12 protein-coding genes are annotated in these 15373 nt (G+C 66.5%); 5 read left to right on the top strand and 7 right to left on the bottom strand.

Annotation, left to right across the window (positions count from 1 at the left end):
• The first annotated feature begins 7 nt into the window (after positions 1–7).
• Positions 8–373, top strand: a complete 366-nt coding sequence (locus A9G05_RS01615) for a helix-turn-helix domain-containing protein (RefSeq protein WP_044405973.1) — start codon at positions 8–10, stop codon at positions 371–373.
• Between the two features lie 154 nt (positions 374–527).
• Complete coding sequence (locus A9G05_RS01610; RefSeq protein ID WP_069559317.1) at positions 528–2249, top strand: GEVED domain-containing protein; 1722 nt, start codon at positions 528–530, stop codon at positions 2247–2249.
• A 66-nt stretch (positions 2250–2315) separates the two neighbouring features.
• On the opposite strand, the gene leuA is transcribed toward A9G05_RS01610, so the two are convergent.
• From leuA to A9G05_RS01575, 7 genes are all read right to left on the bottom strand, one after another.
• Positions 2316–3986, bottom strand: a complete 1671-nt coding sequence (leuA, locus tag A9G05_RS01605; protein ID WP_069559316.1) for a 2-isopropylmalate synthase — start codon at positions 3984–3986, stop codon at positions 2316–2318.
• Positions 3987–4268: 282 nt separating this feature from the next.
• Complete coding sequence (locus A9G05_RS01600; RefSeq protein ID WP_083272481.1) at positions 4269–5939, bottom strand: flagellinolysin; 1671 nt, start codon at positions 5937–5939, stop codon at positions 4269–4271.
• A gap of 87 nt (positions 5940–6026) precedes the next feature.
• Complete coding sequence (locus A9G05_RS01595; RefSeq protein WP_069559314.1) at positions 6027–7262, bottom strand: mechanosensitive ion channel family protein; 1236 nt, start codon at positions 7260–7262, stop codon at positions 6027–6029.
• A 130-nt stretch (positions 7263–7392) separates the two neighbouring features.
• A complete protein-coding gene (locus tag A9G05_RS01590; RefSeq protein WP_069559313.1) occupies positions 7393–8214 on the bottom strand; it encodes a peptidoglycan DD-metalloendopeptidase family protein in 822 nt (273 codons plus the stop codon).
• Between the two features lie 3 nt (positions 8215–8217).
• Positions 8218–9597 carry an exodeoxyribonuclease VII large subunit gene (gene xseA / locus A9G05_RS01585; protein ID WP_069559312.1) on the bottom strand — a complete coding sequence of 460 codons (1380 nt, stop codon included), beginning with the start codon at positions 9595–9597 and terminating at the stop codon, positions 8218–8220.
• Between the two features lie 47 nt (positions 9598–9644).
• Positions 9645–10196, bottom strand: a complete 552-nt coding sequence (locus A9G05_RS01580; protein WP_069559311.1) for a sugar ABC transporter ATPase — start codon at positions 10194–10196, stop codon at positions 9645–9647.
• Positions 10197–10247: 51 nt separating this feature from the next.
• Positions 10248–11162 (bottom strand): LysR family transcriptional regulator, encoded by a 915-nt coding sequence (locus A9G05_RS01575; protein WP_069559310.1) that lies wholly within the window; start codon positions 11160–11162, stop codon positions 10248–10250.
• 100 nt (positions 11163–11262) lie between these two features.
• Between A9G05_RS01575 and A9G05_RS01570 the strand changes: the two genes are divergently transcribed.
• The 3 genes from A9G05_RS01570 (at position 11263) to guaA (ending at position 15282) form a co-directional block, all read left to right on the top strand.
• Positions 11263–12039, top strand: a complete 777-nt coding sequence (locus A9G05_RS01570; protein WP_069559309.1) for a sulfite exporter TauE/SafE family protein — start codon at positions 11263–11265, stop codon at positions 12037–12039.
• A gap of 94 nt (positions 12040–12133) precedes the next feature.
• Complete coding sequence (guaB, locus tag A9G05_RS01565; RefSeq protein ID WP_069559308.1) at positions 12134–13603, top strand: IMP dehydrogenase; 1470 nt, start codon at positions 12134–12136, stop codon at positions 13601–13603.
• A 98-nt stretch (positions 13604–13701) separates the two neighbouring features.
• A complete protein-coding gene (gene guaA / locus A9G05_RS01560) occupies positions 13702–15282 on the top strand; it encodes a glutamine-hydrolyzing GMP synthase (protein ID WP_069559307.1) in 1581 nt (526 codons plus the stop codon).
• The last annotated feature ends 91 nt before the right edge of the window (positions 15283–15373 follow it).

Genomic DNA, 15373 nt, shown 5'->3' with positions numbered 1-15373 from the left:
ATCAAGCATGAGCGAACAGAAGCCGCTCCCTGCCTCCGGGCCCCGGCTGGTGCTGGGGGACCGGGTGTTCAACACACCGGTGGAGGTCACCCTGGCGGTGGTCGGGGGCAAGTGGAAAGCGCTGCTGGTCTACCACCTGATGGGGCAGACCCGGCGCTTTTCCGAACTCAAACGCCTGGTACCGGACATCACCGAGAAGATGCTCGCCCAGCAACTGCGAGAGCTGGAGCGCGACGGCGTGGTCACCCGCACCGTGTACGCCGAAGTGCCGCCGCGGGTGGAGTACAGCCTCACCGAGCACGGCCTCAGCCTGCGCCCGGTGCTCGATGCAATGTGCGCCTGGGGCAAGTGCCACTGGCAGCAACAGGGCTGAATCGGCGTGATGGCAATTTGCTAATAATTCCCGGAAAGCCACTGCCTTAGCCCTTACCATGGCTGACGCAGGGATGCGTCGATGACAGGTCACAGGGTGTGCCTGGTGTAGTGTTGCCGCTCCCTGCCCAACATGAACGCAAGGAGCGAATTCAATGCACAAGACACTCATGGCGCTGGGCACCTGCCTGGCGATGGGCCCGGTGATGGCAGCCACCTACTGCGACAGCCGGGGCAACAGCAGCAGCGAGTGGGTGGCTGGGGTCAGCGTCAATGGCGCGGCCCGGGTCTCCGGCAATGATGGTGGCTACCTGGATGCCACCGGCAAACCACCCTTCCAACTCACCGGCAAAGGCGACCGCCTGGAACTGCGTCCCGGCTTCCGAGGCTCCCAGTACAACGAGAACTGGGGCGCCTGGATCGACTTCAACCAGAACGGCACCTTCGAGGCCAGCGAGAAGGTCCTGGCCGCCCAGGGCAGCGCGGTTGTATCTGCCCCCATCGCTATTCCTTCCGGCGCCACCGGTACCACGCGCATGCGCGTGCAGATGCGCTGGGGGTCTGCGGCCCAGCCCTGCGGCAGCATCGGCTACGGTGAGACCGAGGACTACACCGTCAAGCTGCCGGATGGCTCGGCACCCTCCACGTTCCCCTACACCCTTACTCTGGAGCCCGGCTTTTGGGTGACCCGTAGCGGTGAGCTTGGAGACAAGCTGGGCCTGATTGTGGAGATGAATGGCGAGCGCGTTCTCGACCGCAATGCTGCTGGCAATCTCCGTGATCGGTACTGGCGCAACCTCGCTGGCAATCGCTACCGAATCTGGCTCGAAGCCAACAGCGGTGATGGTTACAAGACCGTGTCCAATACCGTCAGCTACCAGCCTGGTGTAACCGATCGCGTGGCACTGACCCGCGATGCCAGCCAGGGCAGCATCAGCCCCTCGGCGGCCTTCCAGGGCAACTGGGTGATCGCTCGCCAGGGGGCCGAGGTGGTGCGCCAGCCGGCCCAGGCAGGCGTGCCGCTGCAGTTCGCCTTCACCTATGGTGAGCGCTACCAGGTCTGGGCCGAGGCCAACGTGAATGGCAAGGACGAGGCGATCTCCGTCCCGCTGGTCTTCCGCGAGGGGTTCCCGTCGCCCTACATCGACCTGGAGGTGGAGGCGGACTTCCAGCTCCGCCACAACGGCCCGAGCGGCAAGCCGCTGAGCTGGGTCATCCGCGAGAACGGCGTCGAAGTACTGCGCCAGCCCACCGGCGGTGCGTCCGAACTGCGCTACCCCTTCCAGAAGGGGCGCCAGTACAAGGTCTGGATCGAACAGACCGTTGGGAGCGAATCGGTGCAGGTCTCCGATGCCGAGTACTTCTCACCGGGGCTCACCGATCTCTTCCAACTGACCATTGGCGCTAACAATCAGGTGACTCGCAGCGGCAGCCTCAACGATCCCCTGACCTGGGTAATCGAAGAGGACGGCAATACCGTGCTGCAGCGCAATGCAGCCAACGAACTGACCTTCACCTACTCACCCTTCTATCCCACCAAGCGCTACCGCGTCTGGCTGACCCGCTTCGAGAACGGCTACTACCAGCGCGTATCCAACGTCGTGCACTATGGTCGGGCCGCGGCACCGGTCGAGGACTACCTGCCGCTCTACCAGTTGTCGGTGGACGGCAGCCAGAACCTGACCCGAACCCAGGGCACGCACAACATGCTGACCTGGGTGATCGAACAGGATGGCCAGATCGTACTGGAGCGCGGTGCAGAGAACGAGCTGAGCTACCGCTACTTCGCCTACACCCCGGGCAAGCGCTACCGCACCTGGCTGAAGGCGTTCATTGACGGCCGCTACCAGCGGGTATCGCCGGTGGTCAGCTACTGAGTTCACTGTCTCCCTGAAACGAAGAACCCCGCCAATCGGCGGGGTTCTTTTTCAGCGCGGCTGCACTCAGGCCGCTTCAGCCTCGGCCTGGCTCAGGGCGCGGTTGAGGGCGCTGAACAGGGCGCGGAAGCTGGCGGTGGTCAGGTTCTCGTCGATGCCGATGCCATGCAGGGCGCGACCGCCGTTCACCCGCAGCTCGATATAGGCAGCGGCCTTGGCGTTCGTGCCTGCCCCGATGGCGTGTTCGGAGTAGTCCATCACTTCCACCTTCACTGGCAGGCTGGCCACCAGCGCTTCCAGCGGGCCCTTGCCCATGCCGCGCAGGTGTTGGGTCTCGCCCTTGACCTGGACCTCGATGTCCACCGCGCTGGTGCCGTTCTCTTCCTGCAGGCGATGGCCTTTCAGGGTGTAGGGCGTGGTGGCCTGCAGGTACTCGGCGTCGAGCAGCTTGTGGATCTGCTCGGCGGTCATTTCCAGGCCGAGGCGGTCGGTTTCCTTCTGCACCACCTGGCTGAATTCGATCTGCATACGGCGCGGCAGGCTGATGCCGTATTCCTGTTCCAGCAGGAAGGTGATGCCGCCCTTGCCGGACTGGCTGTTGACGCGGATGACCGCCTCGTAGCTGCGGCCGATGTCGGCCGGGTCGATCGGCAGGTAGGGCACCTCCCAGATGCCGTCTTCCTTCTGCTGGGCGAAGCCCTTGCGGATGGCGTCCTGGTGGGAGCCGGAGAAGGCGGTGTGCACCAGGTCGCCCACGTAGGGGTGGCGCGGGTGGACCGGCAGTTGGTTGCACTCTTCCACCACCTTGCGCACGGCATCGATGTCGGAGAAGTCCAGCTTCGGGTGCAGGCCCTGGGTGTACATGTTCAGCGCCAGGGTCACCAGGTCGACGTTGCCGGTGCGTTCGCCGTTGCCGAACAGGCAGCCTTCCACGCGGTCGGCGCCAGCCATCAGGCCAAGCTCGGTGGCGGCCACGCCGGTGCCACGGTCGTTATGGGTGTGCAGGCTGATGATCACCGAGTCGCGGCGGCTGATGTGGCGACCGAACCACTCGATCTGGTCGGCGTACACGTTCGGCGTAGCGCATTCCACCGTGGCTGGCAGGTTGAGGATGATCTTCTTCTCGGGGGTGGGCTGCCAGACGTTGATCACGGCGTCGCAGACTTCGACGGCGAACTCCAGCTCGGTGGAGCTGAAGATTTCCGGCGAGTACTGGAAGGTCCAGTCGGTTTCCGGCTGCTTCGCGGCCAGGTCGCGGATCAGGGTGGCGGCCTTGACGGCGATGTCGACCACACCGGCCCTGTCCTGGTTGAAGACGATGCGGCGGAAGGACGGCGCTGTGGCGTTGTAGACGTGGACGATGGCCTTCTTCGCGCCCTTGAGGGATTCGAAGGTGCGGGTGATCAGGTCCTCGCGGGCCTGGGTCAGCACCTGGATGGTCACGTCATCGGGGATATGGCCGCCGTCGATCAGTTCGCGGACGAAGTTGAAGTCGGTGTCGGAGGCGGAGGGGAAGGCCACCTCGATCTCCTTCAGGCCCACCTGCACCAGGGTCTTGAAGAAGCGCATCTTCTTCTGCGCATCCATCGGCTCGATCAGCGACTGGTTGCCGTCGCGCAGGTCGGAGCTGCACCAGATCGGCACTTCGGTGATGGTCTTCGACGGCCAGGTGCGGTCCGGCAGGTTGATGGCGGGGAACGGGCGGTACTTGCTGGACGGGTCTTTGAGCATGCTCATGGCGAAATCCTTGTGTCGGGCCTGGTCGTTGCGGGGCCCTGGGCGAATGAAAAGCCGGGATGAGGCGACGCTGTTCAGCTACGCAGTCGCGGGCTGACCAGGCGGAGGCAGGCATGCTGCCGGAGGAGGATGAGGGTGTGAGCGTTTTGCATGCGGACAACCCTATTGATTCGGGTTGTGGATGGCAAGTCTTGCGGAAAAATTGGTGGAAAGCGTCTTTAATAGGGTTTTTAAGGGTTTTTTATGCTGATGTAGAAGGCGTTGCGCGAGAGGAATTGCGCGTCAACGCAACAAGCTCAGGACCGACTGCGGTATCTGGTTGGCCTGCACCAGCACGCTCTGCGCCGCCTGGCGCAGGATCTGCTGGGAGGCAAGGGTGGCGGTTTCGTTGGCGTAGTCGGCGTCGAGGATGCGCGAGCGGCTGGCGCTGACGTTTTCGCCGATGTTCTGCAGGTTGGAAATGGTCGCCTCCAGGCGGTTCTGGATGGCGCCCATGTAGGCGCGCTGGCTGTCGACGTAGGCCAGTGCATCGTCGATGTCCATCACCGCCATGCCGGGGGTCTTGGTCAGGTCGATGTTGTTCAGTGCCATGGCACCGATGTTGAACGCGTCCAGCCCCACGTCGATGGTTTCAAAGGCCTTGGCGCCCACCTGTAAAGAGATCTGCGTCCCGCCGCCGGTGGCGGTGGCATCGAACAACTTGGGCGGGATGAGCTTGAAACCGATGGACCCCGGCACGCCGATGCCTCGGTTGGGCAGCACGTTTTCGGCGGTCAGCACGTCGCCGCCGTCGGCATCGAAGCCGCCGATGGCGCCGGTGTCGGCGTTGGTCAGGTTCATGGCGGCGATGAAGGCTGCGCCGTCTGCACTGAACTTCGTGGTGAAGTCCGCCGTGCTGGCGAAGGCCCCGCAGCTGGCGTTGGCCAGGGCGTCGTCCAGCGTGGAGTTGGCGTTGCCGGCCAGGTACTGCATCACGTCGCGGATGCCCAGCCCGCCGGCGGCCTTGATCTCGGCGTGCATGTAGCGCACGGCAGCGTAGGAGGCCGAATAGCCGGCACTGCTGGCGATGCTGCCGAAGGCGCCCATCACCCCGCCGATGCCGCTGGCGGCGATGTCGGCGGCCAGGCGCTCGTCGGCGCCCTGGGCGGCTTCCGCCGTGCCTTCCTTGAACCAGTCGGGCAGGGCGTTGAAGTTCATGGTCCGCCCCATCACCGCGTGCACCATCTCGTGGGCCAGCACCCGGTCGGTGTACTGGCCGGGGTTGGTGCCGCCGTTGGGCAGGGTAGAGCTGTCGAAGTAGGCCAGGTTCACGTTCAGCACCTGGTCGTAGTACTTGCCGCCCGCGCCGGGCGTGCCGGCGACAGAAGCCAGCGCGTTGCTCGACGGGTCATTGGTGAGGGTGATGGTCAGCGGGGCGCCGTCCGCCTTCAGTCCGTAGGCATCCAGCACGCGCTTCTCGCCTTCACCGATCCAGAACCCCTGCAGCGAGTTGAGCACGGCGCGTTCGTCGAGCTTGCCCAGTCGGGAGCTGTTGTCCTGGTTGAACACCTGGCGACCGCCGAAGGTGGTGGTCTCGTTGACCCGGTTGATCTCCTGCAGGAGTTGTTGCGCCTCCTGGTTCAGCGCGGCGCGCTCGGTGGCGGTGTTGGAGCCGTTCATCGCCTGCAGCCCGAGCGTACGGATGCGCTGCAGCGCGCCGGTCACGCTTTGCAGCGCGCCTTCGCCCACCTGCAGCATGGACAGGCCGTCATTGGCGTTACGCACGGCAATACCGAGGCCGCGCACCTGGGACGTAAGGGCATTGGAAATCTGCAGGCCAGCCGCATCGTCCTTGGCGCTGTTGATGCGCTGGCCGGTGGAGAGGCGCTGCATAGCCCTTTCGAGCGTCCTGTTGGTGTCGCCCAGTTGCCGTTGCGTGAACGATGAGGCGGTGTTGGTGTTGACCGTCAGCATCAGTCGATCGCTCGGACCATGAGGCCGGGAAATTCCGGCTCGTCAGGGTCATCGGCGGTCGTGCTGGCTTCTTGACGGCGGTGCGTCTCAGGCCGACGAATGGTGTGGATGCGGGCGCTGCAGCTCGCGCAGGTCCGCGCCGCTGGGGTGCTGGAAGACCCGCAGGCCGAACTCCGGGAGAATCGCCAGGAGGTGGTCGAAGATGTCCGACTGGATCGCCTCGTAGCGGGCCCAGGCGGTGGTGCTGGTGAAGCAGTACAGCTCCAGCGGCAGGCCGTCGGCGGTTGGCGCCATCTGCCGCACCAGCAGGGTCATGTCCTGGCGGATCTCCGGGTGGTGGCGCAGGTACTGCTCCACGTAGGCGCGGAAGGTGCCGATGTTGGTCAACTGACGGCTGTTCACCGGCAGGCGTACCGATTCATCCAGTTGGGCGTTCCAGCTCAGCAGCTCGCTTTCCTTGGCCTTGAGGTAGCTGTCCAGCAGGCGGAAGCGGCGCAGGCTCGTCTGCTCGTCGGCGCTGAGGAAGTGCACGCTGTTCTGGTCCAGGTAAAGGCTGCGCTTGATCCGCCGTCCGCCGGACTCCTGCATGCCCCGCCAGTTCTTGAACGAGTCGGTGATGAAGCGCTTGGTGGGGATGGTGGTGATGGTCTTGTCCCAGTTCTGCACCTTCACCGTGTGCAGGGCGATGTCGATCACGTCGCCGTCGGCGTTCAGCTGGGGCATCTCCACCCAGTCGCCGACACGGATGATGTCGTTGGAGGTGATCTGCACGCTGGCCACCAGGGACAGCAGGGTGTCCTGGAAGATCAGCATCAGCACCGCGGCCATGGCACCGAGGCCGGACAGCAGGATCAGCGGCGAGCGGTCGATCAGGCTGGCCACCATGAGGATCGCGGCGATGGCGAACACGGCGATCTTCAGCACCTGCAGGTAGCCCTTGATGGGCCGCAGGTGCGCGTCTGGGCGGCGGTTGTAGAGGCTGTTGACGATGTCCAGCAGGGCGCTGATCGCCAGGGCCAGGGTTAGGATGATGAACGCCGCGCAGACATTGGTGACCACCGTCACCAGCGCAGCGGGCAGGCCGGGCACCAGCTTCACCCCGGCGGTCAGCACCAGCGCGGGGACGACGTTGGCCAGGCGCTTGATCAGCCCCTGGTCCTGGATCTGCCCGCCGACGAGGCGCAGCAGCCCCTTGAGGAGGATGCGCCGGACGATCCAGTTGGACAGCCAGGCCAGCAGGAGGAGGACGGAGGAGGCGACGAGCGTGTGCAGTTCCGGGTGCTGTCGCAGCCACTCCAGGGAATGGTTGAACGTGTCTTGCATGGGCTGCTCCCTTCAGGGTTCCGATGGGTGGGGGTCTGCCCCAAAACCGCCGGACCTTAGCAAAACGCAGCCCGGCGGCCCAAGCCCGGGGGTGTAAGCGCAGGTGTCGCTGCGCCCTGGGCCGTCATGTTCAGGGCGTGTAGGCACCGATGAAGATGGCCGGATCGACCCGCACGTCATTCAGGCTGACGTTCCAGTGCATGTGCGGCCCGGTGGCCCGGCCGGTGGCGCCGACGCGCCCCACCACGCCGCCGCGCGGTAGTGCCTGGCCGAGCTTAACGTCCACCTTGGACAGGTGGCAGAACATGCTGATCAGCCCCTGGCCGTGATCGACGAAGACGGTCTTGCCGTTGAAGAAGTAGTCGCCGATGAGGATGACCTTGCCGGCCGCCGGGGCCTTGATCGGGGTGCCGGCTCCCACCGCGAAGTCCAGGCCGGAGTGCGGGTTGCGCTCCTCGCCGTTGAAGAAGCGGCGCAGGCCGAAGGGGCTGGAGAGCGGGCCGTTCACCGGCTTGTCGAACAGCAGGTTGCTTGGCGTGCCGGGGCTGAAGGTGCGGTAGGCGCGGGTCTGTTCCGCCAGTTCGCGGTCGATGCGCTTCAGGTCCTTGGGCAGCGGGTTCACCTGGCGGGTGTTCTTCAGGGTGATGCGCTGTTCCTTGTAGTGGCGGGTGCCGACCGTGAAGGCCAGGCGGCGACCGTCGCTCACCTCGATGCGCTGTTCGCCAGCGGCGGTGCCCAGCGGAATGCCGACGATGGCGATCCAGTCGCGCCCTTCCTCCTTGACCACCAGCACCGGCTTGCCCTGGTAGCGGGCCGTGGGCGCCTGGGCGCCCTGGCCGAGCTGGACCACGGCGACACCGCCGGGCACCGGCTTGTCCAGCAGGCGGGTGATGAAGCCCTCGGCCTGAGCGGGGAGGGCGACAAGGAGAAGCAGGGCGAGCAACAGGCGCATCGATCAGTCCAGCAGTGAGAGGGTGACGGGGGCCAGGTGGTTGTCCTCGACCCGTACCTCGAGTTCACCTTCGCCGAGGCGCGCCTTGAGGCGTTGGCCGGGTTGGGTCTGGCTGGCGCTGCGGATGGCCTGGCCGCGTTCGTCGAGGAGGATGCTGTAGCCGCGGCCGAGGGTGGCCAGGGGGCTGAAGGCGTGCAACGTCTGCATCTGGCTCTGCAGTTCCAGGCGACGGGTACCGAGGGTTTCGCGTATGGCCCGGGGCAGTCGTGCGGCCAGGGCGTCGAGGCGCTGGCGCAGCAGGCCGAGGGCACGCCCCGGGTGCTGGGCCGCCAGGCGCGTCTCCAGGCGGGCCAGGCGCTCGCGGCGCTGGCTCAATTGACGGTCGAGGGCGCGTTGCAGGCGCATCTCCAGGTCATCCAGGCGCTGGGCCTGCTGGCGCAGCCGCTCGCCCGGGTGGCGCAGGCGTCGGGTCAGCCCGTCCAGGCGCAGGTGCTGGTGGGCGATCAGCTGGCGAATGCGCAGCTGCAGGCGGCGCTCCAGGCCCTCCAGGCGCTGGCGCAGGCCGCTGGAGTCCGGTGCCAGCAGCTCGGCGGCCGCAGAGGGCGTCGGCGCGCGAACGTCGGCGACGAAGTCGCTGATGGAGACATCCGTCTCGTGGCCCACGGCGCTGACGATGGGCGTCTTGCAGGCCGCCACGGCGCGGGCCACGGCCTCTTCGTTGAAGCACCAGAGGTCTTCGAGGGAACCGCCGCCCCGGGCCAGGATCAGCGCGTCGAAGCCCTGGGCATCGGCCAGGGCCAGGGCACGGACGATCTGCGCGGTGGCCTCGCGGCCCTGCACGGCGGTGGGCACCAGGGTCAGGCTGACCTGGGGCGCACGGCGGCGGAACACGCTGATGATGTCGCGGATCACCGCGCCGGTGGGGGAGGTGACGATGCCCACGCGCTGAGGGTGGGCCGGCAGCGGGCGCTTGCGCTCGGTGGCGAACAGGCCCTCGCCGGCGAGCTTCTCCTTGAGCGCTTCGAAGGCCAGGCGCAAGGCGCCGTCACCGGCCGGTTCCACGGCGTCGGCGATCATCTGGTAGTCGCCGCGGCCTTCGAACAGCGAGACCTTGCCCCGCACTTTCACCGCCAGCCCGTCACGCAGGGCCTGGCGCACCTTGAGGGCGTTCTGCCGGAACAGTGCACAGCGCACCTGGGCCTGGCTGTCCTTGAGGGTGAAATAGAGGTGGCCAGATGCGGGCCGGGCGAGGTTGGAGATCTCGCCTTCCACCCAGACCTGGGGGAACACGTCCTCTAGCAGGTGGCGGGCGCGCTGGTTCAGTTGGCTGACGGTCAGCACCTCGCGGTCGAGGCCCAGCCGTTGGAAGGGGTCCTTGTACATGGCGCGGGATGATACGGGCGTGTGGGGGCGGCGCCAATGCGCTCGCGTCAGTCTTCGACGCGCACCACGCGCACGGGGAAACCCAGGCGGTCGGCGAAGCCGTCGAGGAAGGCGCGGGTGAAACCGGCCTCCACCCAGTGGTTGAAGATGAAGGCCAGGTTGGAGAAGCCGCAGGGCTGCAGGTAGAGGAAGCCGTTGATGTCGTCCTCGAAGCCGCATTCGGGGCAGGTGAAGTTGTCCGTCTCGCCCGGCCACCAGGCTTCCAGGCTGTCGAACAGCGGCTCGCCGATCTCCCGGCGGCATTCCGGGCAGCCGGCCTCGTTGAGGAAGCCGCGCACCGGGGTGTAGATGCAGCGCTTGTCGACGATCTCCAGGCCGCAGCCCGGCTGGCCGATGGGCAGGCGCTCGGGGTGTTCCACTACGCGGCGGGCACCGGCAGCAGGGGCGTGCAGTGCGCGGTTGCCGCCCCGGCCGAAGGCGCTCGGGACCGCCTCGACCACGCCGCTCTGCACCAGCCAGCGCAGCAGGCGCCCGGCCAGGACCTGGTGGCCGGGCACGCTGGAGACCTGGGGAACGATGATCAGTTGACGGGTTTCCATGGCCGGCTCCGGTGGACGAGGGCGCGCAGCTTACCTGCCCCGCCGGCCTCGTCAATCGGCGGTGGTCGGGTCGCTGGTGAGGTGCTGGCAGAGGTGCTCCACCAGGCCCCGGTCCAGGGCGCGGGTCTCGCTGCGCCAGGCCAGGGCGACCTCGCTGTCGGCCTCTCGATCGGCCAGTGGCAGGAAGCGCACGCCGGCAGGGGCGATGCGGCTCATGGAGGCCGCCACCAGGGCCACGCCAAGGCCGGCTTCGATCAGGTGCAACTGGCTGGTCTTGCGTGACACCACCCGCGCGGCATGGGGAAAGAAGCCTTCCCGCAGGCACAGCTCAGCGGCGCGGTAGCTCAGCCCGCCCCGTTGCAGGTGGGGGATGGAGACGAAGGCTTCTTCACGCAGGTCGGCCAGGTGTACCGGCCCGTCGCCTCGCGCCAGGGCGTGGTCGACGGCGACCGCCAGCAGCAGGGGCTCGCGGTACAGCGGTCGTAGTGTCAGCCCGGGGTGCTGGCGCAGGACCGGCAGGCGCAGCAGGCAGGCGTCCAGGCGCCCTTCGCGCAGGTCCGCCAGTTGCTGTTCGGAGGATTGCTGGATGAGTTCGAGGCTGACGCCGGGGTGCGCTTCCAGGTAGTTGCGCAGCGCCGCCTGCAGCGGGGCGACCAGCGGTACGGAGCTGGAGTGGCCCAGGCGCAGGCTGCCGTGCTGCCCCTGGCCGACCTGGCGGGCGAGGTCGCTGGCGGCTTCCAGGTCCAGCAGCAGGCGTTGTGCCCGTGGCAGGAAGGCTTGGCCGGCTTCGGTCAGCGTCACCTGGCGCGGGCCGCGTATCAGCAGCTCGGTGCCCAGGTCGTCCTCCAGTTCCCGCAGTTGGCGGCTCAGGGCTGATTGGGCGATGAACAGCCGCTCCGCCGCGCGGCTGAGGCTACTGGCGTCGACGATTTCCACGAAGTAGCGCAGTTGGCGAAGGGAGACCATCGATCCATGCCTTTTCGAGATAGAGAGAGGGCTTGGATTGTATTGGTGAGATGGCAGGCGTGCTCGCTAGAGTCCACCTGTTTTTCGGAGGGAGTCGTTCATGCACCTGTTCGAGCTGTTGGGGGCGCTGCCGTTCACGCCGCTGGAGTGGCTGCTGCTGGAGGGTGTCATCGCGCTGGCCTACGTGGTCTTCGGCATCGCCGGGTTCGGCACGGCGCTGGTGGCCGCGCCCTGGTTGGTGGGGTGGCTGCCGCTGTCCCGGGTGATTCCGTTGCTGGTGCTGCTGGATTTCACCGCCTCGTTCGGCAACTGGCTGCCGGCGCGTCGGTCGGTGTCGGGTAGCGAGTTGCGCCTGCTGCTGCCCTTGATGGCATTGGGTTGCGGGGTAGGCGTGTACGGTCTGGCGACCTTGCGCTCGGAACTGCTGATGCTGCTGCTGGGGGTGTTCGTCTGCCTCTATGCCGTGTATTCGCTGTTCCTCCAGCCGGTGCGCCGTGCGCCGATGGCGGTGGGCTGGGTGGTGCCCTTCGGGCTGTTCGGCGGTGTGTTCGGGGCCTTGTTCGGCAGTGGCGGCTTCCTCTATTCCCTCTACCTGAGCGGACGGCTGGAGGCGAAGGAGCAGATCCGCGCCACCCAGAGCGCACTGATCGGGTGCAGCACCTTCGTCCGCCTGGGGTTGTTCCTGCTGGCGGGCTTCTATGCTGATGCCTCGGTGCTGCTGATCGCCCTGTGCCTGCTGCCGGGGATGGCCGCCGGGTTGTGGGTGGGGCGGCGGGTGACGTTGCGCCTGTCGCGGGAGGCGTTCGTCCGGCTGGTGACCTGGCTGGTGTTGTGCAGTGGCGTGGCGCTGGTGGCGCGTTATCTGACGCAGGCATGAGACCTGTCGTCGGTGTGTGATGGCCAATTGAGCGCCCGTGTGCAGCTGGGATATAATGCCGCGCTTCCAATTTTCCCGCCTGGGAGCCCCCGCCATGCTGCGCATCAGCCAAGAAGCCCTTACCTTCGACGACGTACTCCTGATCCCGGGGTATTCCGAGGTCCTGCCGAAGGACGTCAGTCTCAAGACCCGACTGACCCGTGGCATCGAACTGAACATTCCCCTGGTATCCGCCGCGATGGATACCGTGACCGAAGCCCGGTTGGCCATCGCCATGGCTCAGGAAGGCGGCATCGGCATCGTCCACAAGAACATGACCATCGAGCAGCAGGCTGCCGAGGTCCGCAAGGTCAAGCGTCACGAGACCGCCATCGTCCGTGACCCGGTCACCGTCACCCCCTCCACCAAGATCATCGAGCTGCTGCAGATCGCCCGCGAGTGCGGCTTCTCCGGCTTCCCGGTGGTGGAAGAGGGCGAACTGGTCGGCATCGTCACCGGCCGCGACCTGCGCTTCAAACCGAACGCCGGCGACACCGTGGCGGCGATCATGACCCACAAGGACAAGCTGGTCACCGTTTGTGAAGGCACCCCGCTGGACGACATCAAGGCCAAGCTCTACGAGAACCGCATCGAGAAGATGCTGGTGGTGGACGAGAACTTCTACCTGCGTGGTCTGGTGACCTTCCGTGACATCGAGAAGGCCAAGACCTACCCGCTGGCCTCCAAGGACGAGCAGGGCCGCCTGCGCGTCGGCGCAGCGGTCGGCACCGGCGCCGACACCGGCGAGCGCGTGGCCGCCCTGGTTGCTGCGGGCGTCGACGTGGTGGTGGTGGACACCGCCCACGGCCACTCCAAGGGCGTGATCGACCGCGTTCGCTGGGTCAAGGAAACCTACCCGCAAGTCCAGGTGATCGGCGGCAACATCGCCACCGGCGAAGCCGCCAAGGCCCTGGCCGAGGCCGGCGCCGATGCGGTCAAGGTCGGCATCGGCCCGGGCTCCATCTGTACCACCCGTATCGTCGCCGGCGTCGGCGTACCGCAAATCTCTGCCATCGCCAACGTTGCCGCCGCTCTCGCCGGCACCGGCGTTCCGCTGATCGCCGACGGCGGCATCCGCTTCTCCGGCGACCTGTCCAAGGCCATCGTGGCCGGCGCGTCCTGCGTGATGATGGGCTCGATGTTCGCCGGTACCGAAGAGGCGCCGGGCGAGGTCGAGCTGTTCCAGGGCCGTTCCTACAAGGCCTACCGTGGCATGGGTTCGCTGGGCGCCATGGCGCAGTCCCAGGGCTCGTCCGACCGCTACTTCCAGGATTCTGCCGCCGGTGCCGAGAAGCTGGTGCCGGAAGGCATCGAAGGCCGCGTACCTTACAAGGGCAGCCTGACTGCCATCGTCCACCAGCTGATGGGCGGCCTGCGCGCCTCCATGGGCTACACCGGCTGCGCCACCGTCGAAGAGATGCGCACCAAGCCGCAGTTCGTGCGTATCACCGGTGCCGGCATGGCCGAGTCCCACGTGCATGACGTGCAGATCACCAAGGAAGCTCCGAACTACCGGGTCGGCTAACTGACACTTCACTGGAGCTGGAGGCTGGGGGCTGGACGGACAGGGTTTCGTCCAGCCTTCAGCCTTCAGCGTTTCAGCCACTTTCCCAGGGGAAGCACATGGCTCATCAAGACATTCACGCTCACCGCATCCTGATCCTCGACTTCGGTTCCCAGTACACCCAACTGATCGCCCGCCGCGTTCGCGAGATCGGCGTGTACTGCGAAATCCACCCGTTCGACATGGAAAACGATGCCATCCGCGCCTTCGCGCCCAAGGGCATCATCCTCGCCGGCGGCCCGGAGTCGGTGCATGAGGCCAACAGCCCGCGCGCCCCGCAGGCGGTGTTCGACCTCAACGTTCCGCTGTTCGGCATCTGCTACGGCATGCAGACCATGGCCGAGCAGCTCGGCGGCAAGGTTCAGGGTTCCGACCTGCGCGAATTCGGCTACGCCCGTGTCGACGTGGTCGGCAAGGCACGCCTGCTGGACGGCATCGAAGATCACGTCGACGCTGACGGCGTGTTGGGCCTGGACGTGTGGATGAGCCACGGCGACAAGGTCACCGCCATGCCCGAGGGCTTCCACATCCTCGCCAGCACCCCGAGCTGCCCGATCGCCGCCATGGCCGATGACAGCCGCGCCTACTACGGCGTGCAGTTCCACCCGGAAGTGACCCACACCAAGCAGGGCGGGCGCATCCTTTCCCGCTTCGTGCTGGACATCTGCGGCTGCGCCGCGCTGTGGACCCCGTCGAACATCGTCGAAGACGCCATCGCCACCGTTCGTGCCCAGGTGGGCAGCAACAAGGTGCTGCTGGGCCTGTCCGGCGGCGTCGACTCCTCCGTGGTCGCAGCGCTGCTGCACAAGGCCATCGGCGACCAACTGACCTGCGTCTTCGTCGATAACGGCCTGCTGCGCCTGCACGAAGGTGACCAGGTGATGGCCATGTTCGCCGAGAACATGGGCGTGAAGGTCATCCGCGCCAATGCCGAGGACAAGTTCCTGGGCCGCCTGGCCGGCGTTGCCGACCCGGAAGAGAAGCGCAAGATCATCGGCCGCACCTTCATCGAAGTCTTCGATGAGGAAGCCACCAAGCTGCAGGACGTTAAGTTCCTCGCCCAGGGCACCATCTACCCGGACGTAATCGAGTCGGCTGGCGCCAAGACCGGCAAGGCCCACGTGATCAAGTCCCACCACAACGTCGGTGGCCTGCCTGAAGACATGCAGTTCGAACTGGTCGAGCCGCTGCGCGAGCTGTTCAAGGACGAGGTACGCAAGATCGGCCTCGAACTGGGCCTGCCCTACGACATGGTCTACCGCCACCCGTTCCCGGGCCCGGGCCTGGGCGTGCGCATCCTCGGCGAGGTGAAGAAGGAGTACGCCGACCTGCTGCGTCGCGCGGACCACATCTTCATCGAGGAACTGCGCGCCTTCGACTGGTACCACAAGACCAGCCAGGCCTTCGTGGTGTTCCAGCCGGTGAAATCCGTGGGCGTGGTCGGTGACGGCCGTCGCTACGCCTGGGTCGTCGCCCTGCGCGCCGTGGAAACCATCGACTTCATGACCGCACGCTGGGCGCACCTGCCCTACGAGCTGCTGGAGAAGGTCTCCAACCGCATCATCAACGAGATCGAGGGCATCTCCCGCGTCACCTACGACGTGTCGAGCAAGCCGCCGGCGACCATCGAGTGGGAGTGATCCAGCGCCCCTGATCGCTGGATGAACGAAGGCGCGGACCGCTCATGCGATCCGCGCCTTTTTCGTGTGGTGGCCCTGCGACCGTCCCTCG

The sequence above is a fragment of the Pseudomonas sp. ENNP23 genome (assembly GCF_001728945.1).
In the GTDB taxonomy this organism is placed as follows: Bacteria; Pseudomonadota; Gammaproteobacteria; order Pseudomonadales; family Pseudomonadaceae; genus Metapseudomonas; species Metapseudomonas otitidis.
The sequence above is the reverse complement of the archived record's forward strand: the minus strand, read 5'-3'. Positions and strand labels throughout refer to the sequence as shown.